The 23,512-nt window shown below is 46.5% G+C and carries 20 protein-coding genes; all 20 read left to right on the top strand.

From position 1 onward, the window contains the following. On the top strand, window positions 1-1,479 hold the full coding sequence (wzxC, locus tag V1603_RS18835; protein ID WP_023336265.1) for a colanic acid undecaprenyl disphosphate flippase WzxC: 1,479 nt from the start codon (window positions 1-3) through the stop codon (window positions 1,477-1,479). Between the two features lie 17 nt (window positions 1,480-1,496). Next, on the top strand, window positions 1,497-2,777 hold the full coding sequence (gene wcaK, locus V1603_RS18830; RefSeq protein WP_116338808.1) for a colanic acid biosynthesis pyruvyl transferase WcaK: 1,281 nt from the start codon (window positions 1,497-1,499) through the stop codon (window positions 2,775-2,777). Further along, window positions 2,774-3,994, top strand: coding sequence for a colanic acid biosynthesis glycosyltransferase WcaL (gene wcaL, locus V1603_RS18825; protein ID WP_116338810.1), 1,221 nt, complete (start codon window positions 2,774-2,776; stop codon window positions 3,992-3,994). Before wcaK ends, wcaL begins: the two co-directional genes overlap by 4 nt. A gap of 12 nt (window positions 3,995-4,006) precedes the next feature. Beyond that, window positions 4,007-5,398, top strand: a complete 1,392-nt coding sequence (wcaM, locus tag V1603_RS18820) for a colanic acid biosynthesis protein WcaM (RefSeq protein ID WP_395313083.1) — start codon at window positions 4,007-4,009, stop codon at window positions 5,396-5,398. Window positions 5,399-5,574: 176 nt separating this feature from the next. Beyond that, a complete protein-coding gene (galF, locus tag V1603_RS18815) occupies window positions 5,575-6,471 on the top strand; it encodes a GalU regulator GalF (protein ID WP_233002611.1) in 897 nt (298 codons plus the stop codon). A gap of 380 nt (window positions 6,472-6,851) precedes the next feature. Beyond that, window positions 6,852-7,796: an NAD-dependent epimerase/dehydratase family protein gene (locus tag V1603_RS18810; RefSeq protein WP_395313082.1), complete on the top strand. Its 945-nt coding sequence runs from the start codon at window positions 6,852-6,854 to the stop codon at window positions 7,794-7,796. After that, window positions 7,796-8,839, top strand: a complete 1,044-nt coding sequence (locus V1603_RS18805; protein ID WP_395313081.1) for a glycosyltransferase family 4 protein — start codon at window positions 7,796-7,798, stop codon at window positions 8,837-8,839. The genes V1603_RS18810 and V1603_RS18805 overlap by 1 nt, the downstream gene beginning before the upstream one ends. Then, window positions 8,832-9,392: a sugar O-acyltransferase gene (locus V1603_RS18800; RefSeq protein WP_395313080.1), complete on the top strand. Its 561-nt coding sequence runs from the start codon at window positions 8,832-8,834 to the stop codon at window positions 9,390-9,392. Before V1603_RS18805 ends, V1603_RS18800 begins: the two co-directional genes overlap by 8 nt. 155 nt (window positions 9,393-9,547) lie before the next feature. After that, the gene (locus V1603_RS18795) at window positions 9,548-11,317 is read left to right on the top strand and encodes a polysaccharide biosynthesis protein (RefSeq protein WP_395313079.1); all 1,770 of its coding nucleotides are present in this window, start codon (window positions 9,548-9,550) and stop codon (window positions 11,315-11,317) included. Between the two features lie 102 nt (window positions 11,318-11,419). After that, entirely contained in the window at window positions 11,420-12,505 is a 1,086-nt protein-coding gene (gene rfbB / locus V1603_RS18790; RefSeq protein ID WP_395313078.1) for a dTDP-glucose 4,6-dehydratase, read from the top strand. Continuing rightward, window positions 12,505-13,404, top strand: coding sequence for a dTDP-4-dehydrorhamnose reductase (gene rfbD, locus V1603_RS18785; RefSeq protein ID WP_395313077.1), 900 nt, complete (start codon window positions 12,505-12,507; stop codon window positions 13,402-13,404). Before rfbB ends, rfbD begins: the two co-directional genes overlap by 1 nt. 52 nt (window positions 13,405-13,456) lie before the next feature. Continuing rightward, window positions 13,457-14,335, top strand: coding sequence for a glucose-1-phosphate thymidylyltransferase RfbA (gene rfbA, locus V1603_RS18780; RefSeq protein WP_395313076.1), 879 nt, complete (start codon window positions 13,457-13,459; stop codon window positions 14,333-14,335). Window positions 14,336-14,338: 3 nt separating this feature from the next. After that, the gene (gene rfbC / locus V1603_RS18775; protein ID WP_395313075.1) at window positions 14,339-14,887 is read left to right on the top strand and encodes a dTDP-4-dehydrorhamnose 3,5-epimerase; all 549 of its coding nucleotides are present in this window, start codon (window positions 14,339-14,341) and stop codon (window positions 14,885-14,887) included. Between the two features lie 62 nt (window positions 14,888-14,949). Then, window positions 14,950-16,170 (top strand): oligosaccharide flippase family protein, encoded by a 1,221-nt coding sequence (locus V1603_RS18770; protein ID WP_395313074.1) that lies wholly within the window; start codon window positions 14,950-14,952, stop codon window positions 16,168-16,170. Then, a complete protein-coding gene (locus V1603_RS18765; RefSeq protein ID WP_395313073.1) occupies window positions 16,167-17,333 on the top strand; it encodes an O-antigen polymerase in 1,167 nt (388 codons plus the stop codon). Before V1603_RS18770 ends, V1603_RS18765 begins: the two co-directional genes overlap by 4 nt. Then, on the top strand, window positions 17,330-18,424 hold the full coding sequence (locus tag V1603_RS18760) for a glycoside hydrolase family 99-like domain-containing protein (protein ID WP_395313072.1): 1,095 nt from the start codon (window positions 17,330-17,332) through the stop codon (window positions 18,422-18,424). The genes V1603_RS18765 and V1603_RS18760 overlap by 4 nt, the downstream gene beginning before the upstream one ends. A 6-nt stretch (window positions 18,425-18,430) precedes the next feature. After that, entirely contained in the window at window positions 18,431-19,300 is an 870-nt protein-coding gene (locus V1603_RS18755; protein WP_395313071.1) for a rhamnosyltransferase, read from the top strand. Between the two features lie 74 nt (window positions 19,301-19,374). Beyond that, window positions 19,375-20,487 carry a glycosyltransferase family 4 protein gene (locus V1603_RS18750; protein ID WP_395313070.1) on the top strand — a complete coding sequence of 371 codons (1,113 nt, stop codon included), beginning with the start codon at window positions 19,375-19,377 and terminating at the stop codon, window positions 20,485-20,487. A gap of 208 nt (window positions 20,488-20,695) precedes the next feature. Further along, a complete protein-coding gene (gene gndA, locus V1603_RS18745; RefSeq protein WP_028013772.1) occupies window positions 20,696-22,102 on the top strand; it encodes an NADP-dependent phosphogluconate dehydrogenase in 1,407 nt (468 codons plus the stop codon). Between the two features lie 226 nt (window positions 22,103-22,328). Beyond that, window positions 22,329-23,495, top strand: a complete 1,167-nt coding sequence (gene ugd / locus V1603_RS18740) for a UDP-glucose 6-dehydrogenase (RefSeq protein ID WP_063409310.1) — start codon at window positions 22,329-22,331, stop codon at window positions 23,493-23,495. Window positions 23,496-23,512 lie beyond the last annotated feature (17 nt).

Below are 23,512 nucleotides of genomic sequence, written 5' to 3'. Positions count from 1 at the left end.
ATGAGCTTACGTGAAAAAACCATCAGCGGCGCCAAGTGGTCAGCGATGGCGACCATCGTCATCATTGGCCTCGGCCTGGTGCAGATGACGGTGCTGGCACGCATTATTGATAATCACCAGTTCGGCCTGCTGACCGTCTCGCTGGTGATCATCGCGCTGGCCGATACGCTGTCTGACTTTGGTATCGCCAACTCCATTATTCAGCGTAAAGAGATCAGCCATCTCGAGCTGACCACTCTCTACTGGCTGAACGTCGGGCTGGGCATTTTCGTATTTGTGCTGGTCTTCCTGCTGAGCGACACCATCGCCAGCGTGCTGCACAACCCGGATCTCGCTCCGCTGATGCGCACGCTGTCGTTTGCCTTTGTGGTGATCCCTCACGGGCAGCAGTTCCGCGCGCTGATGCAGAAAGAGCTGGAGTTCAACAAGATTGGCATGATCGAGACCAGCGCAGTGCTGGCGGGCTTTACCTTTACCGTGGTGAGCGCCCATTTCTGGCCGCTGGCGATGACCGCCATCCTCGGTTATCTGGTTAACTCTGCCGTGCGTACGCTGCTGTTCGGCTACTTTGGCCGCAAGATTTACCGTCCGGGACTGCACTTCTCTCTCGCGTCCGTCTCGTCCAACCTGCGCTTTGGTGCGTGGCTGACGGCGGACAGCATTATTAACTACGTGAACACCAACCTCTCGACGCTGGTGCTGGCGCGTATCCTGGGCGCGAGCGTGGCGGGGGGCTACAACCTGGCCTATAACGTCGCGGTTGTTCCTCCTATGAAGCTCAACCCGATTATCACCCGCGTGCTGTTCCCGGCGTTCGCCAAGATTCAGGACGACACCGAGAAGCTGCGCGTTAATTTCTACAAGCTGCTTTCCGTGGTGGGGATTATCAACTTCCCGGTGCTGCTGGGGCTGATGGTGGTTTCCAGCAACTTCGTGCCGCTGGTGTTTGGCGAGAAGTGGAACGGCATCATCCCGATCCTGCAGCTGCTGTGCGTGGTGGGGCTGCTGCGCTCCGTGGGGAATCCGATCGGCTCGCTTCTGATGGCGAAGGCGCGCGTGGATATCAGCTTTAAGTTCAACGTGTTCAAAACCTTTCTGTTTATACCGGCGATTATCGTTGGCGGGCATATGGCGGGCGCCATCGGCGTCACGCTGGGCTTCCTGCTGGTGCAGGTAGTCAACACCGTTCTGAGCTACTTCATCATGATCAAGCCGGTGCTGGGCTCCAGCTACCGTCAGTACATCCTGAGCCTGTGGCTGCCGTTCTATCTCTCATTGCCGACCCTGGCGGTGAGCTACGGCCTGGGCATCATCCTCAGCGGTCATCTGCCGCTGGCTGCGCTGCTGGCGGTACAGGTTGCCGCGGGCGCGCTGGCATTCGTCGTGATGATTGTGCTGTCGCGCAACGCGCTGGTGGTGGAGATGAAGCGCCAGTTTTGCCGTAACGAAAAAATGAAAACGCTGCTTCGCGCAGGCTAGTTATTTAAGAGGCCATTATGAAATTATTAATTCTTGGCAACCATACCTGCGGCAACCGTGGCGACAGCGCCATCCTGCGCGGTTTACTGGATGCAATTAACACCCTTAAGCCTGAGACTGAAGTGGACGTGATGAGCCGTTATCCGGTCAGCTCATCCTGGTTACTGAACCGCCCGGTGATGGGCGACCCGCTCTATAGCCAGATGAAACAGCATAACAACGCCGCGGGCGTGATGGGGCGCGTGAAGAAAGTGCTGCGCCGTCGCTACCAGCATCAGGTGCTGCTTTCCCGCGTGACCGATACCGGCAAGCTGCGCAACATCGCTATCGCGCAGGGCTTTACGGATTTCGTGCGTCTGCTGTCCGGCTATGATGCCATTATCCAGGTCGGCGGTTCGTTCTTCGTCGATCTCTACGGCGTCCCGCAGTTTGAGCATGCGCTGTGCACGTTCATGGCGAAAAAGCCGCTGTTTATGATCGGCCACAGCGTGGGGCCATTCCAGGATCCGCAGTTTAATCAGCTGGCAAATTATGTGTTTGGCCACTGCGATGCGCTGATCTTGCGCGAGTCGGTCAGCCTCGACATGATGAAGCGCAGCGAAATCGACACCTCAAAAGTTGAGCATGGCGTGGACACCGCCTGGCTTGTGGATCACCAGGACGATGGCTTCCAGCCGAGTTACGCGGTGCAGCACTGGCTCGACGTAGCCGCGAAACAGAAAACCGTCGCGATCACCCTGCGCGAGCTGGCCCCGTTTGATAAACGCCTCGGCACGACCCAGGCGGCGTACGAGAAAGCCTTTGCCGACGTGGTGAACCGCGTGCTGGACAGCGGTTACCAGGTGCTGGCGCTCTCAACCTGTACCGGGATCGACAGCTACAACAAAGACGACCGCATGGTAGCGCTGAACCTGCGCAACCTGGTGAACGACCCGTCCCGCTACCACGTGGTGATGGACGAGCTGAATGACCTGGAGATGGGCAAGCTGCTCGCAGCCTGCGACCTGACCGTCGGCACCCGTCTGCACTCGGCGATTATCTCCATGAACTTCGGTACCCCAGCCATCGCGATTAACTATGAGCACAAGTCTGCCGGGATTATGCAGCAGCTTGGCATGCCGGAGATGGCCGTGGATATTCGCCATCTGCTGGACGGATCCCTCGGTGCGATGGTGGGCGACACCCTCGGCCAGTTGCCTGCGATCAACGAGCGTCTGGCAGTAGCGGTGAAAGCCGAGCGAGAGAAGGGCATTGGCATGGTGAAATCGGTACTTGACCGCGTGCGGGAGGGGAAATGAAGGTTGGTTTCTTCTTACTGAAATTTCCGCTGTCGTCTGAGACCTTTGTACTGAACCAAATCACCGCGTTTATCGATATGGGATATGACGTGGAGATCGTCGCCCTGCAGAAGGGCGACACCAAAAATACCCATGCGGCGTATACCCAGTATGGGCTGGAGGCGAAGACCCGCTGGCTGCAGGACGAACCGGCCGGGAAGCTGAGTAAGCTGCGCTACCGGGCCAGCCAGACGTTGCGCGGGATCCATCGCGCGTCGACGTGGCGGGCGCTGAACGTTTCCCGCTATGGATCGGAATCTCGCAATCTGATCCTGTCGGCCATCTGCGGGCAAACGGCACAGCCGTATCGTGCCGACGTGTTTATCGCCCACTTTGGCCCTGCGGGCGTTACTGCCGCGAAACTGCGTGAGTTGGGCGTGATTGACGGCAAAATTGCGACCATTTTCCACGGTATCGACATTTCCAGCCGCGAGGTGCTGAACCACTACACGCCGGAGTATCAGCAGCTTTTCCGCCGCGGTGACATGATGCTTCCCATCAGCGACCTGTGGGCAGGACGGCTGAAAAGCATGGGCTGCCCGGGAGAGAAGATTGCCGTGTCGCGTATGGGGGTGGATTTAACGCGCTTTACCCGCCGTCCGGTGAAGGTGCCGGGAACACCGCTGCAGATCATCTCCGTGGCCCGTCTGACCGAGAAGAAAGGTTTGCACGTGGCGATTGAGGCCTGCCGCCAGCTGAAAGCGCGCGGGGTAGCGTTCCACTATCGCATTCTCGGCATCGGGCCGTGGGAGCGCCGTCTGCGCACGCTTATCGAACAGTATCAACTGGACGATGTCGTGGAGATGCCGGGCTTCAAGCCGAGCCACGAGGTCAAGGCCATGCTCGACGAGGCCGACGTGTTCCTGCTGCCTTCAGTCACGGGTGCGGATGGCGATATGGAAGGCATTCCGGTGGCGCTGATGGAGGCGATGGCCGTGGGTATTCCGGTGGTATCCACCCTGCACAGCGGGATCCCGGAGCTGATCAAATCTGACCATTCCGGCTGGCTGGTGCCGGAGAATAACGCGATGGCCCTCGCGGATCGATTAGCTGCCTTCAGCGACATCGACCAGCAGGCGCTGGAGCCCGTGCTCCACAATGCCCGACAAAAAGTTGAAACCGATTTTAACCAGCAGGTGATTAACCGCCAGTTAGCGAGCCTGCTGCAAACGCTGTAACGCCGAGGTTGTATGCTGAAAAAGATTACCCGACGCACTTTTGTCTCTTCTCTTTCCGTTCTGGCGGCCACGCCGCTGCTGTCGTCCCGCATCGCGCGGGCGGCAAGCGGAAAGACGGTCTCCATTAATCAGTACAATAACAACGACTGGATCGCCGCTTTTAAGCAGGCGTTTAAGGACGGTGATACCGTCGTGGTCCCGGCCGGACTCACCTGTGAAAACATTAATACGGGCATTTTCATTCCCGACGGTAAAACGCTGCTGATCCGCGGAGCGTTAACCGGCAACGGACGCGGCCGCTTTGTGCTGCAGGAAGGCTGCAAAGTGATTGGTGAAGGTGGCGGGCGCACGGAGAACATTACGCTCGACGTTCGCGGATCGGACTGTGCGATCAAAGGGCTGGCGATGAGCGGGTTTGGTCCGGTGACGCAGATCTACATTGGCGGCAAGAAACCCAGAGTGATGCGCAATCTGCTGATTGATAACATCAGTGTGAGCCAGGCCAACTACGCCATCCTGCGCCAGGGCTTTCACAATCAGGTTGACGGCGCCCGTATCACCAACAGCAAATTCAGCCATCTTCAGGGCGATGCGATCGAGTGGAATGTGGCCATCAATGACCGCAATATCCTGATCTCCGATCATGTGATCGATAACATCAACTGCACTAACGGCAAGATCAACTGGGGCATCGGCATCGGCCTTGCCGGCAGTACCTACGATAACGACTACCCGGAAAAGCAAACCGTTAAGAACTTCGTGGTGGCAAATATCACCGGCAGCAACTGTCGCCAGCTGGTGCACGTTGAGAACGGCAAACACTTTGTTATCCGCAATATTAAGGCAAAAAATATTACCCCCGATTTCAGTAAAAAGGCGGGTATAGACAATGCGACGGTCGCCATTTATGGCTGTGATAATTTCATTATTGATAATGTCGACATGGTCAATAGTGCCGGAATGTTAATCGGGTATGGGGTAATTAAAGGTGATTATTTGTCCATACCCCAGAACTTCAAGCTCAACAATATTCACCTCGATAATCGTCAGCTTGCGTATAAGTTGCGCGGAATACAAATTTCATCCGGTAACGCGACCTCCTTTGTAGCGATCACCAACGTTGAGATGAAGCGGGCGACGCTTGAGCTGCATAATAAACCGCAGCATCTTTTTTTACGTAATATCAATGTGATGCAGGATGCTGCCATTGGCCCTGCGCTGAAGATCAACTTCGACCTGCGTAAAGATGTGCGGGGTAAATTTATGGCCAAAGATGAGACCTTGCTGTCGCTGGCTAACATCGAAGCGGTGAATGAGAAGGGGCAGAGTTCGGTGGATATTGACCGGGTGGATCAGCAGGTAGTGAATGTGGAGAGGCTGAATTTTGCGCTTCCGCACAGATAATCGGCAATTTCCTTTTTTGAGACTATTCCTGGCAAAGAAGTGTGATCTATTCAGATTACAACTACAGAAATTTGTGGGGCTAAGGCGTAACATTGCCTGAGGATTACGGCAAATCATGCTGGCGAAAACAGGTTTAAGAGCTATAATTCGTCAACCATTTTAAGGTGGAAGAAATAATGATTAATTTGAAAGCAGTCATTCCGGTAGCAGGCCTGGGCATGCATATGCTGCCCGCCACTAAAGCCATTCCTAAAGAGATGCTGCCGATCGTCGACAAACCGATGATTCAATACATCGTCGACGAGATTGTTGCTGCAGGGATCAAAGAAATCGTCCTGGTTACGCATTCTTCTAAGAATGCCGTAGAAAACCACTTCGACACCTCTTACGAACTCGAAGCGTTGCTTGAGCAGCGCGTTAAGCGCCAACTGCTGGCGGAAGTGCAGTCAATCTGCCCGCCAGGCGTAACCATTATGAACGTGCGTCAGGCACAGCCGCTGGGTTTGGGTCACTCTATTCTGTGTGCACGTCCGGTAGTGGGTGATAACCCATTCATCGTTGTTCTTCCGGACATCATCATCGATACCGCTTCAGCCGATCCGCTGCGTTACAACCTTGCGGCAATGGTGGCACGTTTCAATGAAACCGGCCGTAGTCAGGTGCTGGCGAAACGCATGAAGGGCGATCTCTCCGAATACTCCGTGATCCAGACGAAAGAAGCGCTGGAGACGGAAGGGCAGGTGAGCCGCATCGTTGAGTTCATCGAAAAACCGGATCAGCCGCAGACGCTGGATTCTGACCTGATGGCGGTTGGCCGTTATGTTCTGAACGCCGATATCTGGGCCGAGCTGGAAAAAACCGAGCCAGGCGCCTGGGACCGTATCCAGCTGACCGATGCAATAGCGGAGCTGGCGAAAAAACAGTCCGTTGACGCGATGCTGATGACCGGTGACAGCTACGACTGCGGCAAGAAGCTGGGGTATATGCAGGCGTTTGTAAACTATGGGCTGCGTAACCTGAAGGAAGGGGCGAAGTTCAGAAACCGGATTGAGAAGCTGTTGGCTAACGACTGATATTCCTTCTACGACCAGAACAAACGGCAGTTATCATTTTGGTGTTGAGACATAACCAAAATGATAACTGCCGTTTTTTGTTATTAACTTTAATGATTACATAGGGTTATCTGATTCAAATCTCAGCAGCTTTGTAGCGATTTGTGCTTGTTTCTAAGGTCGTTTAGGACGACAATTAACGCCAGTTTTGTCTGTAACCAGACAAGTAAAATCATTCAATCAAACATCGCTCAGTGCACTGGTAGCTGTTAAGCCAGGGGCGGTAGCGTGTCTGGCATTTACAATTGAATTTTTAACAAACAGTTGTGAACGATACAGTTTCTCGCAAATCTGCATTGCGTGCGGGCGTAAATATCAGATTTAGCCGATAGGGGATGTCAATGAAAGTAATGGTGACGGGCGGAACCGGGTTTCTTGGGACTGCTTTAGTCCGGGCGTTGAAGTCATCAGGACACGAGGTGATACTAACAACGCGCAAGCAGGAAAACCCTGAACAGGGAATTTACAACCTTGGTGATATCTCAGTCAATACCAACTGGTTAGATCTCCTGCCAGGATGCGACACTGTCATTCATACCGCGGGAAGGGCACATATCCTTAATGATGATGCTCAGGACGCTTTAGCGGAATTTCGGCGTGTCAATCACGATGCGACGATGAAATTAGCGAGAGATGCTGCGACCAGCGGGGTTAAACATTTTATTTTTGTAAGCTCAATCGGCGTTAACGGTAATGCCACCTCAGGGATCCCATTTACTGAGGCCTCGGAGCCACAACCCACCTCTGATTACGCCATTTCCAAGCGAGAAGCCGAGCAGAGTCTGCTTAATCAATTTGCAGAAAGCGATATGGCGATCACCATTGTTCGCCCGGCATTGATTTGTGGTGAAAATGCACCGGGTAATATACAGCGCCTTTTAAAACTGGTTTCTAAAAACCTACCGTTGCCATTTAAAAATGTCAGGAACAAGCGAGCGCTGGTGTCTCTGGATAATGTCGTCAGTTTTATCAGCGAATGCGTGGTGAATGAGAAATCTAAAAATCAACTCTATTTACTCGCCGATGCAGAACGTCCTTCAACCGAAGATATGATTAATGCCTTTGCCTCAGGAATGGGCATTAAAGCGAAACTGGTCTCATTTCCAACGGGTATCTTCAGGTTATTGCTTTCTTCAGTTGGTAAACGAGGTATTTACGATCAGCTGTTTGGCGATCTGGAAGTCGATGCCTCTAAATCCCGGGAACATTTAAACTGGACGCCCCCGATAACCCTTTTTGAAACGATGAAAAAAACGGCGAAATATTATATCGAAGGTAATAAATAATGATGAGTTTTGGGATTGTGATATTCGCTTTTTTAGTATCATGCGTGCTGACCTGGGGGCTACGTGGTTATGCCATTAAGCATAACGTTATTGACCGTCCAAACCAGCGAAGTTCGCATTCGGTACCAACCCCACGAGGGGGCGGGGTGGCTATCGTTCTGACGCTCCTGGCGGCGTTAGTCTGGTTTTATTTCAGCCGCGCGCTGACGCTGGATAGCTTCCTGGGTTTATTTATTCCAGGATTGATTGTTGCCATCATCGGTTTCCTTGACGATCACGGCCATATCGCGGCACGCTGGCGTCTGTTGATGCATTTCCTGGCGGCAGCAATCGGCATCTACTTCTTAGGTTCTTTCCCTGTCATTACGCTGTTTGGTTATGACGTTTCCTTATCCTGGGTTGGTATGATTCTGGGCTGCGTTTATCTGGTCTGGATGCTTAACTTATATAATTTTATGGATGGGATTAATGGTTTAGCTAGCTCGGAGGCCATCACGTTTGCTGCATGTAGTGCGGTATTGATGGTTATCAACCCGTATACAGACGCGCCAGGAAGTATTTATCCGCTCACGCTTGCCCTTATTGGTGCCGGAGTCGGATTTCTTGTCTGGAACTTCCCGTTCGCGAAAATCTTCATGGGCGATGCCGGAAGTGGTTTTCTTGGGATAACAATCGGACTGATGATCCTGCATATTGCGAAAGTTGACTCGCACTTCTTTATTGCAGAATTATGCTTGCTGGGCATATTTATCGTCGATGCCACAACAACGCTATTGAGGAGGCTCGTAGCAGGTAAAAAGGTCTATGAAGCACATGCCAGCCATGGCTACCAAATCCTTGCAAGAAAATATGGCAGCCACGTTCCGGTGACATCATTGGCGATTGCCGTCAACCTTCTGTGGCTCTTCCCCATCGCCTTTTTTATTGCCTCAGGCAAAATTGATGGTGTTGTGGGGCTGCTCATCGCCTGGTTCCCGCTTCTCGTTGTTGCACTGAAATGTGGTGCAGGCGTTAAAGACAAAGAGAGCAACGTCAATGCATGACTTATTGATTTTGGGCGCGGGTGGTCATGGCCGTACGCTGTACGAGACAGCGAGACTGCTGGGATATAAGGATATCGTTTTCCTCGACGATAATATTTCTGCCTGCCAGGAAATTAATCAGCTGATTATTGGAAAAATTTCCGAACTACAGTTACATATTGGTAAGGTCAGTCATGTCGCTATTGGCATCGGAAACAATAAAGTCAGAGAGCAGTTCTATCAGCAACTGCTCGGCTTAGGTATTCATCCTGTAACGCTTATACATCCCTTTGCATTTGTCAGTACATCCGCGACCATTGCTGATGGTTCTGTTGTGTTAGCAGGAGCTGTAGTTGGCGCCAACGCAAAATTAGGTTTGGCGACAATTGTGAATAGCCACTCGACAATAGATCACGATTCCATTCTTGATGATTTTGCTCACTTAGGTGTTGGTGTCCATCTTGCTGGCGGCGCTATTATTGGGAAGTCAGCGTTTCTCCAGGCGGGGACTGTGGCTGGTTATAATACAAAAGTAGGGGATTACTCAGTATGTCCTGCTGGTACTATTTTATAGACTGAATGCAAGCTTTAATGAGGCGACCAGTTTTAAGTATGCTAAATTATTTAATATCTTTACCAAGACCAATAAAACGCATTATTACTCTTTCAATAGATATTGTGCTGCTCTTATGTGCATTTTGGTTTGCGTTTTGGGTGCGCATTGATTCAATGACTCCAATATTTAGCACAGCACATTGGTTATTGATATTCTCAATAATTTTTATCACTTTGGCAATGTTTGTTAAGCTAGGGCTTTATCGTGCCGTCATCCGCTATATCACTGCAAAAATCCTTCTGGTCGTTGCGGTTGGAATGGTGACATCGTCTATTTTGCTTATTATTGCGGCGTTTTATACCAATCTCTATTTGCCAAGAACGATCCCCTTTATTTATTTCTCGTTCGGTTTATTGCTGATTGCTGGCTCAAGACTTGGAATGAGGATGTTAGTCAATCGTGGGCTGAATCTGGGCACTCGAGTGGTTATCTATGGTGCCGGTGCGTCGGGTCGTCAATTATTGCCTGCGCTGAGCCAGATGGACGAATATTATCCTGTCGCTTTTGTCGATGACAACCGTGCCCTGCAAGGTCAGGTGATTCATGGCGTCAGCGTTTTCGCGCCGGAAAAACTGCCATGGTTGGTTCAGAAATACGAAGCGAAGAAAATTCTGCTTGCCATGCCAAGCGCCAGTCGAGCCAGGAAGAACGAAGTCATTAAAACCCTGGAAGGTTTGCCGTGCGAGGTTCTCTCCATTCCCGGTATGGTCGATCTGGTAGAAGGGAAAGCGCGGATTGATTCCTTACGCAAAGTGGTTATTACCGATCTGCTGGGCCGCGATCCCGTCTCACCGATTCCGGAATTGGTTTCCCGTAATATTAATGGGAAAACAGTTATGGTTACCGGGGCAGGGGGATCGATTGGTTCTGAGCTTTGCCGGCAGATAATTAAAAATAAACCGAACCAGCTTATTCTCTTCGAATTGTCAGAGTTCTCACTGTACTCCATTGATTCGGAGCTGCGTAATCTGAATCTCAACCATAATCTTCAGGTTAAAATTTACCCAATTCTCGGTAACGTACAAGATAAAGAGCATCTCGAAAGATTAATCAACACATTCAACGTCAATACGATTTATCATGCTGCGGCGTACAAGCATGTACCGCTTGTCGAGTTCAACGTTCTTGACGGAGTGCGCAATAATATCTTTGGTACGCTGAGTTGCGCTCAGGCTGCGGCAAGTTGCGGTGTAGAAAGCTTTGTCTTGATTTCGACCGATAAAGCCGTGCGGCCTACCAATACAATGGGGGCGACCAAACGAATGGCTGAACTAGTGCTGCAGGCGCTGGCGAAGGAATCCAGCAAAACTTGTTTCAGTATGGTTCGTTTTGGCAACGTATTAGGTTCGTCGGGTTCTGTGGTGCCGTTGTTTGAAAAACAGATAGCTGCAGGTGGTCCTGTGACGCTGACCCATGAGAATATAACGCGTTATTTTATGACGATCCCTGAAGCTGCGCAGTTGGTAATACAGGCGGGGGCCATGGGTACGGGCGGCGATGTTTTTGTCCTGGATATGGGGGAGCCCGTCAAGATCATCGATCTTGCACATCGCATGATTACCTTGCAGGGGCTCACCGTTCGTGATGATAAAAATCCTTATGGTGATATTGCGATAAAAACGACGGGTCTGCGCCCGGGTGAAAAACTGTATGAAGAGTTGCTTATTGGCGACAATGTATCTACAACACAGCACCCGCGTATCAGGACCGCTAATGAAGTGATGTTGCCATGGAGTGAGATGAGCATTATTCTCCACGATCTCGACAACGCCTGCTGTGAGTTCGACTACGAACGCGTGCGTGAAATACTCTTGCAGGCACCTGCAGCGTTCAATCCAACCGACGGCATCTGCGATTTACTCTGGAATGAAAAAGTAAGTTAAAATAGTAGATTGTCGTTTTCTCGGCCTTGGGTGCTTATCGAAAGTCACCAGGGCGTCGGCATGTAATAGATTTTTTCTGAAAAACTTAAGAGCGAAATAAACGTGAAAATTCTGGTCACTGGTGGAGCAGGCTTTATTGGGTCTGCAGTGGTACGACACATTATTAATAATACGCAAGATTCTGTTATTAACGTCGATAAACTGACCTATGCAGGGAATCTTGAATCTCTGGCTGACGTTTCGCAGAGCGATCGCTATCATTTTGAACATGCCGATATCTGCGACAACGACGCGATGGCGCGTATTTTTGCAGAGCACCAGCCGGATGCGGTGATGCACCTGGCGGCCGAAAGCCACGTTGATCGCTCGATCACCGGCCCGGCAGCCTTTATCGAGACTAACATTGTTGGCACCTATGTACTGCTGGAAGCAAGCCGCCAATACTGGTCAGCGTTAGATGCTGATAAAAAAGCGTCTTTCCGTTTCCACCATATCTCAACAGATGAAGTGTATGGCGATCTTCCGCACCCGGATGAAGTTGTAAAGGGCTCAGCACTGCCACTGTTTACGGAAAAAACTGCATATGCTCCAAGTAGCCCATACTCTGCTTCTAAAGCGTCAAGCGATCATTTGGTCCGTGCCTGGCTGCGCACCTATGGTCTCCCTACCATTGTGACTAACTGTTCTAACAATTACGGTCCTTATCACTTCCCGGAAAAACTTATCCCGCTGGTCATTCTCAATGCGTTGGATGGTAAAGCCCTGCCTGTTTACGGTAAAGGAGATCAAATCCGCGACTGGCTGTACGTAGAAGATCACGCCCGTGCGTTATACACCGTGGTGACCCAAGGCAAGATTGGCGAAACCTATAACATCGGCGGCCACAATGAAAAGCAAAACCTTGATGTCGTAAATACCATCTGCTCATTGCTGGATGAAATCGTGCCGAAGGAAGGTTCCTATCGTGACCAGATAACGTATGTGGCTGATCGTCCGGGTCACGATCGCCGCTACGCGATTGACGCAGAGAAAATTGGCCAGGAGCTGGGCTGGAAGCCTCAGGAAACCTTTGAAAGTGGCATTCGCAAAACCGTTGAATGGTACTTGGCTAACACACAATGGGTAGAGAACGTGAAAAACGGCAGCTATAAATCCTGGATTGAAGAAAATTATGGAGATCGCGCCTGATGAATATTCTTCTGTTCGGTAAAACCGGTCAGGTGGGTTGGGAGCTACAGCGTGCTCTTGCACCGCTGGGTAATTTGATCGCTGTTGACGTCCATTCGCAGGAGTATTGCGGTGATTTCAGCAACCCTGAAGGCATTGCAGAAACGGTGCGCCGCATTAAGCCTGATGTAATCGTCAATGCGGCTGCGCATACGGCAGTCGATAAGGCCGAGTCAGAACCAGAATTTGCTCAGCTTCTGAATGCCACAAGTGTCGAGGCGATTGCTATCGAGGCCCAAAAATTGGGGGCTTGGGTTGTTCACTACTCTACTGATTACGTATTCCCGGGTAATGGCGATATGCCATGGCTTGAAACGGATGCCACAGCGCCGCTCAATGTGTATGGTGAGACCAAACTTGCTGGTGAAAAAGCGTTAAGTGAAAATTGCTCACGCCATTTGATCTTCCGGACTAGCTGGGTTTATGCCGGTAAAGGGAATAATTTTGCGCGTACCATGCTGCGACTGGCTAAAGAGCGTTCCGAGTTGTCTGTTATTAACGATCAATTTGGGGCCCCTACGGGTGCTGAATTATTAGCAGACTGCACGGCTCATGCTATTCGGGTTGCCCTGAATAAACCTGAAGTGGCAGGGACTTATCATCTGGTTGCCAGTGGTACAACAACCTGGTACGACTACGCCTCTCTGGTATTTGATGAAGCGCGCAAAGCAGGAATTGAACTGGCATTAAAGCAGCTTCATGGAGTGCCGACCAGTGCGTACCCTACGCCTGCAAAACGTCCGGCAAACTCGCGCCTCAATACGTTAAAGTTCCAGCAGAATTTCAACCTCGTACTGCCTCAGTGGGACGCGGGGGTTAAGCGTATGCTGACTGAGTGGTTTACAGCGACAGCGATTTAATAATGATCGGGATGCCTGGGAGTTGGCATCTTATGACTATAGAGATGATGAAATGAAAACGCGTAAAGGTATTATTCTGGCGGGTGGCTCTGGTACTCGTCTGTATCCAGTGACAATGGCTGTTAGTAAACAATTATTGCCTATTTATGATAAGCCGATGATTTACTACCCGCTTTCAACGCTAATGCTTGCAGGTATTCGAGATATTTTAATTATTAGCACGCCACAAGATACACCGCGTTTCGAACAACTGCTGGGTGATGGAAGCCAGTGGGGCCTGAATCTACAATATAAAGTTCAGCCAAGCCCAGATGGCTTGGCGCAGGCTTTCATTATTGGTGAAGAATTTATTGGTAATGATGATTGTGCCCTGGTGTTAGGTGATAATATTTTCTATGGCCACGATCTCCCAAAACTGATGGATACCGCCGTTAATAAAGAAAATGGGGCGACAGTTTTTGCTTACCATGTGAACGATCCCGAGCGCTACGGTGTTGTCGAATTCGACAAAAATGGCACAGCAATCAGTCTTGAAGAAAAGCCGCTGGAACCTAAGAGTAATTATGCGGTGACTGGTCTCTATTTCTACGATAACAGTGTCGTTGAGATGGCGAAAAATTTGAAACCGTCAGCTCGTGGTGAGCTGGAAATCACTGATATTAACCGTATTTACATGGAGCAAGGAAAGCTTTCCGTGGCTATGATGGGCCGTGGCTTTGCCTGGCTTGATACAGGGACTCACCAGAGCCTGATTGAAGCGAGTAACTTCATTGCAACCATTGAAGAGCGCCAGGGCCTGAAAGTGGCTTGTCCTGAAGAAATCGCTTACCGCAAAGGATTTATTGATGATGAGCAGGTTAAAAAACTCGCTGCTCCGTTGTCAAAAAACCAATATGGACAATATTTACTGAAAATGATTAAAGGTTATTAATTAATGAATATCATTAAAACAGGAATACCCGATGTACTAATTTTTGAGCCGAAAGTTTTTGGTGATGATCGTGGTTTCTTTATGGAAAGTTTCAATCAGCGAATTTTCAACGAAGCTGTTGGTAAAGAAGTTAATTTTATTCAGGATAATCACTCTAAATCTAGCAAAAATGTACTTCGTGGTTTGCACTACCAACTACAACCCTATGCTCAAGGTAAATTAGTCCGTTGTGTCGTCGGTGAAGTTTTCGATGTCGCTGTCGATATTCGTAAAGACTCACCCAATTATGGGAAATGGGTTGGCGTACATTTATCTGCAGAAAATAAAAAGCAATTATGGATCCCTGAGGGATTTGCTCATGGATTTTATGTTCTGAGCGATACAGCAGAATTTGTGTACAAAACAACTAATTATTATTCTCCTGAACATGAGCGTTCAATCTTATGGTCAGACAGCGAACTGAACATTGAATGGCCTGTCAGCCACGATTGTTCACCGAGTTTGTCTTCGAAAGATCTTGCTGGTAAAGCTTTTAAAGATTCAGACTATTAATTTCTACTCAGGCCTGTAAATAGCATACAGGCTTTTTTCACATTACTGAGTGTATCATACCAGTGAAAAAAAACATTATACTGCTATTTTTTGTTCAGGCTTCAAACTATTTATTCCCTTTGTTAACCCTCCCATATTTAATGCGAGTGTTAGGGGCTGAAAATTTTGGAGTTGTAGCTATGATCCAGGCGTGGCTACAATACATTATAATTTTTGTTGATTATGGCTTTAACTTTAGTGCAACGTTACTGGTTTCAGTTAATAAGAATAATCAATCTAAAATTGATTCTATTTATACAGCAGTAACTGCTGCTAAGTTAGTTTTATTACTGATAGCTTCATGTATTTTTGCTTTATATGTAATTATTAATGGTACGAGTGTATACTCTTATTTGATCCTGTTGGGGATGATATCCGTAATAGGTACAGTTTTATTTCCTGTATGGTTGTTTCAAGGGATTGAAAAAATGCAGGGTATTGCAATATGTACAACCATTGCAAAATTCGTCTCCCTTCTGCTGATTTTCCTTTTAGTAAAAACGCCTGAAGATATGAATATGGCCGTTATAAGCCAATCATCAGGGATGTTTATCTCAGGTATTTTGGCTTGTTTCTTTATAAAAAAACAAAAAATGGCCAAATTTACAAGAGTGTCAATACAAGAAATCTATTCGGTTTTATCTAAGGGATTTGACCTTTTTGTATCTAATATAACTATAAGTTTTTATACAACTTTAAATATATTAATCATAGGATATTTTGGTGGTCCGGCGCTGGCAGGTTATTTCTCAGCAGCAGATAAAATCCGAACTGCAGCGCAAGGTTTGATGAGTCCCGTTCAGCAAGCGATGTTCCCAAGAGTCAGTTCATTGATTAGTGAAGGAAAAACACTAAATGAAATCTGGAACTTGTATGGTAAGAAGTTCATTGCGTTCGGATTGTTAATATCGGTCGCAATGGCTGTCATAGGATACCCGGTATCACTTTATTATTATAGTGCGGAATATCGAATATCTTCGATGATATTGTTGATGATGTCTCCTTTGCCATTTATCGTTTCAGTGGGCGTTGTATATGGACAATGGTGGTTAATACCTAATCATTTCACAAAAGTTGTCAGGAAAACATATCTTGCTGTGAGTTTTATGCATATTATAGTTTCTGTACTATTAATGCATCTGACTCCAACATATGGCGTGACAATTAGCGTGATTGTTACAGAAATAATTGTTTCAGCTATTTTTGTCCTGGTGAGTTTTAATAGCGAAAAGAATTCAAGATGATTAAACGAAGACCTAGAAATCCATCTGTTTATTTATGCCTGTATGTTGTCTTTGCATTAGTTTTATGGGTTTCACAAAGTAGACTCTACGTCACATTTGATTCTGGTTTGATGATCCTAATTGTTGCTTATTTATATTTTTTCTTAGGGTGCTATATAGGTAATAAAACAACAAGATTTCATCAGCAAGATAATCTAATAAATAATCAATCGCTCTTTAATGTTTCCTTGCAGGTGAAAATTTTACTTGCAATCAATTTCTTCATATTGATTTATTTGGCGTTTCTGTTTAAAAATATAGTGGCGAGTGGTATTTCGTTCGCAGAATACAGAGAGAGTTTATTTAAAGATCAATCAATAAAAGAATACTATGGAGCATTTGCTGCTTATTTATTTGTATTTGCAACCCTAGTGCCGCTTTTTGGTATTAGTTATGGTTTGTTTTTGAAGATTAATAAAAATAAATCTGCAATCTTATTTTTCTCATTTTTAATGTTGGTAGGAAAAGAAAGTATCTTGATTTCAAGATACTATGTTTTCGCCCCGGTGCTGGCAGCAATATTAATATTATATTGCTATGATAGTAAAATGACCTTGAAGAAGGTTGTTTTTGCTCTGGCTGTTTTTTTGATTTTGTTATTAGCTATATTTACTTTTAGAGGTGATAGCGACTTAAGTCAAAGCCTGATTAATACTCGCAATTATGCAATTGCAGGTTACTCACTTTTTACTCATGCAATTGATAGCGGTGATACTGATACTTTGTATGAGCTTTCGAGTCCATTTTCATTCTTAGGTATACTTGGCGCTAAGTTTTACGACCAAAGCGCTTTCTTCACAAAAGTACAAGATTTCGTTCTGCTGGGCAGTGGTGGTTATTTTAATGCTTTTTATACATCCTTGTTATTACCCTTTCTGTATTTCGGTAGTATAGGGTTAGCTGTACTCAGTATGCTGTTTGGATATATTGTATCGAGAAATCACAATTGCTTTATCAATAAAAACTCATTCCTTAACTTCAACTCCCTGTTTGCTTTGATTGTTATTTTCTTTTCTCATCAATTTTTGCCGGTGCAGTTATCCTTCTTTTGGGATTATTTCCTGATTTCGTTATCAGTTCATTTGTTTGTAGTTTGTTATAGAAATATAAGGAGCAATTTTTGAAAACGTTAGCATTTTATCTTCCGCAATTTCATGAAATTGAAGAAAATAATAAATGGTGGGGAGAAGGTTTTACCGAATGGGTCAATGTTAAAAAGGCTACGCCTCTTTTTAAAAATCATAACCAGCCCAGAGAACCTCTGAACGATTATTATTATAATTTGCTTGATGTAGAAACATTAAAATGGCAATCGGAACTTGCAAAAAAGCATAATATTGATGGTTTTTGTTTTTATCATTACTGGTTTAATGGCAAGCGTTTACTGGACAAACCAGCTGAACTTTTACTGGAGAACAAAGAGATACATCTCCCGTTCCTTTTTTCATGGGCTAACGAACCATGGACGCGTAGTTGGGATGGTAGTCATCGAGATGTTATCATGCCCCAAAGTTATGGTGATGAATCAGACTGGTTAAATCACTTTAACTATCTCAAGCCATTTTTCGAAGACGAAAGATACATTAAACATAACGGTAAGCCTGTATTTCTATTATATCGTTCTGCTAGCTTTGAAAAGTGTAATGCATGGATTCAGTATTGGCGAAAACTGGCAAAAGAAACGTCTTTCGGTGATATACATTTTGTGTCAACACTAACCTCATTCGCTCAAGATCATCGTAAGCTAGATTTTGATGCCGAGTTAAATTTTGAACCAATGTGTACTTTTGAACACAATATGGGGAAACTTAAACCGATATTGCGAAAAGTTATCGGAAGAATAAAGCGTATTTCTAATGAAAAATTAAAAACAAATTACGTTGAGCAGATATTATCTTATCAATCAATTTGGGATAAAATCCTTGAAAAGGATTTTAGTGAAACACATTATTCAGGTGCATTCGTTGATTGGGATAATACACCAAGGAAAAAAACTAAATCACTCGTTATGAAAGGAAGTAATCCTCAGGTATTTAAGAATAATTTCGATAAACTTTATAAAAAATCTATTGCTGCTAATGTTCCATTTTTATTTATAAATGCTTGGAATGAATGGGCTGAGGGTACGTATCTTGAGCCTGATAAAAAAAATGGCTATGGTTATTTGAATGCAGTAAAAGATACTGTTGAAAAATACAAAAAAATTAATAGGTGATAGGTCGTGATTAGTTCTGTAACTGTAACATTTAACCCTGATATACTTTGCTTAGAAAAGCAATTTCTTTCTTTGCAAGGCCAAATAGACAGTGCTTTTATAATAGATAACGGCTCTCGGAATTACGAAGAGATAAAAGATTTAGCGGAAAAATTTAATTTCGTCCTGATCAACTTATCCGAGAATATGGGTCTTTCGCATGCGCAAAACATTGGTATCGAAAATGCTATATCTCGTGGTGCCGAATATTTATTACTTCTTGATCAAGACAGTGTATTAAGTGCTAATTTCATCAGTGCCATGAGTAAGATGTACACTCAGTACAACGTTGGTATCTTGGGTCCTTCTTTTTATGATCCGCACACAAACGAATTCTATTGGGGCACTAATTATATCGGTCCATTTATTAAACGAACGCCAATAGAAGAAATAACAGATGTCACCTACGTTATTGCATCTGGCTCTTTCTTTTCTTCTGAAGTTTACGAGAAAGTTGGTAAAATGGAAGAAGCATTGTTCGTGGATTATATTGATGTGGAGTGGGCCCTGCGTGCAAAAAAATTAGGATATCGCGTTGCAATGACTAATCAGGCGTCAATGGCTCATACAATTGGTGATTCAAGGCTGAATCTGTTAGGACGTAAAATATCTGTTCATAGCCCGATGCGACGTTACTTTTTGGTCAGAAATAGCTTCTTTATGATCAGGAAGCCATATATTCCAGTGGGTTATAAGATTCGTGAGGTTTTCCTTAATTTTGCTCGTGCTGCAATATCTTTAATTCTTAATAAAGAAAAAAAGAAAACGTTGATGATGATCTTTTACGGTATTTCTGATGGTCTTTCTGGACGATTTGGACCATTCAAAAGACATTAATATCAGGTGTAGCTGTCTCGTTGCAAGTTAATGAGCGTTAGTAACGATATACTTATCGGACTGTTTCAAAAACTATGAAAATTCTTTATATAATTACACGCGCGAATGAAATCGGTGGGGCTCAGACTCATTTGCGTGATATGACATCTGGTTTAGTAAAGGATGGTCATCAAGTTGAGTTAATCGTTGGAGAGCAAGGCGCTCTGGTTGATGATGTTCGCGCATTAAATGTGAAAGTTCATATTATCCCTGAGCTGGTAAGGGAAATATCACCTTATAAAGATATTAAATGCGCTTTAATTATACGCAAGATTATAAAAGAATTTTCTCCGGATGTTATTGCACTTCATTCTTCTAAAGCTGGAATTGTAGGGAGGTTGGCAGCTCTTTTCCTGAAAATTCCTGTTGTTTTCACCGTGCACGGTTGGTCATTCGCAAATGGTGTTCATGATAAGAAACGTCGCTTGTACATTGTTATTGAACGATTATTCAGTAAAATTACTGATGAAATAATCACAGTCTCTGCTCAAGATAAACAACTTGCAATCGAACATAACGTTGCGTCTGCCAGTCAGCAAACGGTGATCCATAATGGCGTGCCGTTAAAAAGTGCTGCACCTCATGTTTACCATACTCATGACGTAGTGAAGTTAATTTCGGTAGCTCGTTTTTCAGAACAAAAAGATCATGAAAGCTTATTGAAAGCGTTGAGTCGATTAGAAACAAGAAACTGGGCGTTGACGCTGGTAGGAAAAGGCCCCAGGTTAGATGAGATGAAACAGCTTTCACAGGATCTTGGAATTAGCGAAAATGTACTGTTTACAGGCGAACGTTTAGATGTTGATGCCTTACTGGCAGAAAGTGATATTTTCCTGTTAATTTCTAACTGGGAAGGTTTCCCTATCAGTATTCTCGAGGCTATGCGTGCAGGCTTGCCTGTTTTAGCATCAGACGTTGGTGGCGTTTCTGAATCTGTCATTGATGGCAAAACAGGATATCTCGTTCCTCGTGCAGATATTGATGCCATTAAAAGCAGACTCGTTGACTTAATTAGTGATAGTGCTTTACGTGTTGAATTAGGCAAGTCAGGAAATGAATTTTTCCTTGATAACTTCTCATTCAATGCTATGTATAATAAAACGGTTGAACTTTATCAAAAAGCAATTAATAAAAAACATAATAAATAATAGAGTTTGTTATCTGTTGTGATTTAGTTCATTTATAAATAAAATATACCTACATGCTTTATAGGGATTTAATATATCCCGTTTTGTGTCGTCTTGCGTGATCAAGGCCACAAATGCCTACCTCTGTCCCTGATTTATGAGTTAAGATTCTTGCAAATTATATCTGTCGGGGTTACCCGACAGTGACCACACCTGACAGGAGTATGTAATGTCCAAGCAACAGATCGGCGTTGTCGGTATGGCAGTGATGGGGCGCAACCTGGCGCTCAACATCGAAAGCCGTGGTTATACCGTCTCCGTTTTCAACCGCTCCCGTGATAAGACTGAAGAAGTGATTGCCGAAAACCCAGGCAAGAAACTCGTCCCTTTCTATACGGTAAAAGAATTTGTTGAGTCTCTGGAAACGCCTCGTCGTATCCTGTTAATGGTGAAAGCGGGCGCGGGTACCGATGCTGCTATCGACTCCCTGAAGCCTTACCTTGAAAAAGGTGACATCATCATTGATGGCGGTAACACCTTCTTCCAGGACACCATTCGTCGTAACCGTGAGCTGTCCGCTGAAGGCTTCAACTTCATCGGTACCGGTGTTTCCGGTGGTGAAGAGGGCGCACTGAAAGGTCCATCTATCATGCCTGGCGGCCAGAAAGAAGCGTACGAGCTGGTTGCGCCAATCCTGACTAAAATCGCAGCCGTTGCTGAAGATGGCGAACCGTGTGTGACTTATATCGGTCCGGACGGTGCGGGTCATTATGTCAAAATGGTGCACAACGGCATCGAATACGGCGACATGCAGCTGATCGCTGAAGCTTATTCCCTGCTGAAAGGCGGCCTGAATCTCTCCAACGAAGAGCTGGCTGAAACCTTTACCGAGTGGAACAAAGGCGAGCTGAACAGCTACCTGATCGACATCACCAAAGATATCTTCACGAAAAAAGATGAAGAGGGTAAATACCTGGTTGATGTAATTCTGGATGAAGCAGCCAACAAAGGTACCGGTAAATGGACCAGCCAGAGCTCTCTGGATCTGGGCGAACCGCTGTCTCTGATCACCGAATCCGTCTTTGCGCGTTACATCTCTTCCCTGAAAGAGCAGCGCGTTGCGGCATCGAAAGTGCTGTCCGGTCCACAGGCTAAACCAGCCGGTGACAAAGCTGAGTTCGTCGAGAAAGTTCGTCGAGCCCTGTACCTGGGTAAAATCGTCTCTTACGCGCAGGGCTTCTCTCAGCTGCGTGCGGCGTCAGACGAGAACAACTGGGATCTGAACTACGGCGAGATTGCGAAGATCTTCCGCGCGGGTTGCATCATTCGTGCGCAGTTCCTGCAGAAAATCACCGATGCCTATGCTGAAAATGCCGGTATCGCCAACCTTCTGCTGGCCCCGTACTTCAAGAAGATTGCGGACGAGTACCAGCAGGCGCTGCGTGACGTGGTTGCTTACGCTGTTCAGAACGGTATTCCGGTTCCAACCTTCTCCGCTGCGGTGGCTTATTATGACAGCTATCGTGCTGCCGTTCTGCCTGCCAACTTGATCCAGGCACAGCGTGACTACTTTGGTGCGCATACTTACAAGCGTACTGATAAAGAAGGCGTGTTCCATACCGAATGGATGGAATAAGTTAGCTTACTCGCTGTAATCAAAACCCGGAGCCAGTCTCCGGGTTTTTTTATGCAAAAAATGTCGCCTGTTATTCGAAGTAGTCTGAATCTCACCCCGCTTGTAGTGATTACTCCTGGTTTGCCTTGACAGTTCTGTTTGTCAGGAGGTACAAAGCCCAACAGTTATGTTTATCGCGATGGTCTGCCGGCCATCAATACAGTTAACTAAAAGAAGTCATTAGCGAATGAAAATAACAATTTCCGGAACAGGGTATGTCGGTCTTTCTAACGGCATTCTGATTGCTCAGAACCATGAAGTGGTTGCGCTGGATATCGTGCAGGCCAAAGTGGATATGCTTAATCAGAAGAAATCGCCGATTGTGGATAAAGAAATCCAGGACTATCTCAGCAATAAGCCGCTGAATTTCCGTGCCACGACAGATAAAGAAGATGCATACCGCGATGCGGATTACGTCATCATTGCGACGCCTACTGACTACGATCCAAAAACCAACTATTTCAACACCTCAACCGTAGAAGCGGTTATCAAAGATGTTATTGCGATTAATCCTGATGCGGTGATGGTTATTAAATCGACCATTCCTGTCGGCTTTACCAAATCCATCAAAGAAAAGTTTGGTATTGATAATATCTTCTTCTCGCCAGAGTTCCTGCGTGAGGGGAGAGCGCTTTACGATAACCTGCATCCTTCGCGTATCGTTATTGGCGAACGCTCTGAGCGTGCTGAACGCTTTGCCGCACTGCTGCAGGAAGGCGCAGTGAAGAAAGATATTCCGGTGCTGTTCACGGACTCCACCGAAGCGGAGGCGATTAAGCTTTTCGCAAACACCTATCTGGCAATGCGAGTTGCGTACTTCAATGAGCTCGACAGCTATGCAGAAAGTCTTGGGCTGAACACCCGCCAGATTATTGAAGGGGTTTGCCTCGACCCGCGTATTGGCAACCACTATAACAACCCGTCATTTGGCTACGGTGGCTATTGCCTGCCAAAAGATACCAAGCAGCTGCTGGCAAACTACCAGGCCGTGCCGAATAACCTGATATCGGCGATTGTTGACGCTAACCGTACGCGTAAAGATTTCATCTCCGATTCCATCCTTGCGCGCCAGCCGAAAGTGGTGGGAGTGTACCGTCTGATCATGAAGAGCGGTTCCGATAATTTCCGCGCCTCTTCCATTCAGGGGATTATGAAGCGCATCAAGGCGAAAGGCGTTGAGGTCATTATTTATGAGCCTGCCATGCAGGAAGATCAGTTCTTCAATTCCCGTGTGATCCGCGATCTGGATGCCTTCAAAAAAGAAGCGGATGTCATTATCTCCAACCGCATGGCGGAAGAGCTGGCTGACGTCGCTGACAAAGTCTATACCCGCGATCTCTTCGGTAGCGACTAAATCTCTTTCATGATGAA

The organism is Enterobacter sp. ECC-219 (genome assembly GCF_043966805.1).
GTDB classification, from domain to species: Bacteria; Pseudomonadota; Gammaproteobacteria; order Enterobacterales; family Enterobacteriaceae; genus Enterobacter; species Enterobacter cloacae_N.
This window is presented reverse-complemented; position numbering and strand designations above follow the sequence as displayed.

Bases quoted from the DNA above. Each gene is read 5' to 3' on its own strand.
- wzxC (WP_023336265.1), top strand. From the start codon at position 1: ATGAGCTTACGTGAAAAAACCATCAGCGGCGCCAAGTGGTCAGCGATG.
- wcaK (WP_116338808.1), top strand. From the start codon at position 1,497: ATGAAATTATTAATTCTTGGCAACCATACCTGCGGCAACCGTGGCGAC.
- wcaL (WP_116338810.1), top strand. From the start codon at position 2,774: ATGAAGGTTGGTTTCTTCTTACTGAAATTTCCGCTGTCGTCTGAGACC.
- wcaM (WP_395313083.1), top strand. From the start codon at position 4,007: ATGCTGAAAAAGATTACCCGACGCACTTTTGTCTCTTCTCTTTCCGTT.
- galF (WP_233002611.1), top strand. From the start codon at position 5,575: ATGATTAATTTGAAAGCAGTCATTCCGGTAGCAGGCCTGGGCATGCAT.
- V1603_RS18810 (WP_395313082.1), top strand. From the start codon at position 6,852: ATGAAAGTAATGGTGACGGGCGGAACCGGGTTTCTTGGGACTGCTTTA.
- V1603_RS18805 (WP_395313081.1), top strand. From the start codon at position 7,796: ATGATGAGTTTTGGGATTGTGATATTCGCTTTTTTAGTATCATGCGTG.
- V1603_RS18800 (WP_395313080.1), top strand. From the start codon at position 8,832: ATGCATGACTTATTGATTTTGGGCGCGGGTGGTCATGGCCGTACGCTG.
- V1603_RS18795 (WP_395313079.1), top strand. From the start codon at position 9,548: ATGACTCCAATATTTAGCACAGCACATTGGTTATTGATATTCTCAATA.
- rfbD (WP_395313077.1), top strand. From the start codon at position 12,505: ATGAATATTCTTCTGTTCGGTAAAACCGGTCAGGTGGGTTGGGAGCTA.
- rfbA (WP_395313076.1), top strand. From the start codon at position 13,457: ATGAAAACGCGTAAAGGTATTATTCTGGCGGGTGGCTCTGGTACTCGT.
- rfbC (WP_395313075.1), top strand. From the start codon at position 14,339: ATGAATATCATTAAAACAGGAATACCCGATGTACTAATTTTTGAGCCG.
- V1603_RS18765 (WP_395313073.1), top strand. From the start codon at position 16,167: ATGATTAAACGAAGACCTAGAAATCCATCTGTTTATTTATGCCTGTAT.
- V1603_RS18750 (WP_395313070.1), top strand. From the start codon at position 19,375: ATGAAAATTCTTTATATAATTACACGCGCGAATGAAATCGGTGGGGCT.
- gndA (WP_028013772.1), top strand. From the start codon at position 20,696: ATGTCCAAGCAACAGATCGGCGTTGTCGGTATGGCAGTGATGGGGCGC.
- ugd (WP_063409310.1), top strand. From the start codon at position 22,329: ATGAAAATAACAATTTCCGGAACAGGGTATGTCGGTCTTTCTAACGGC.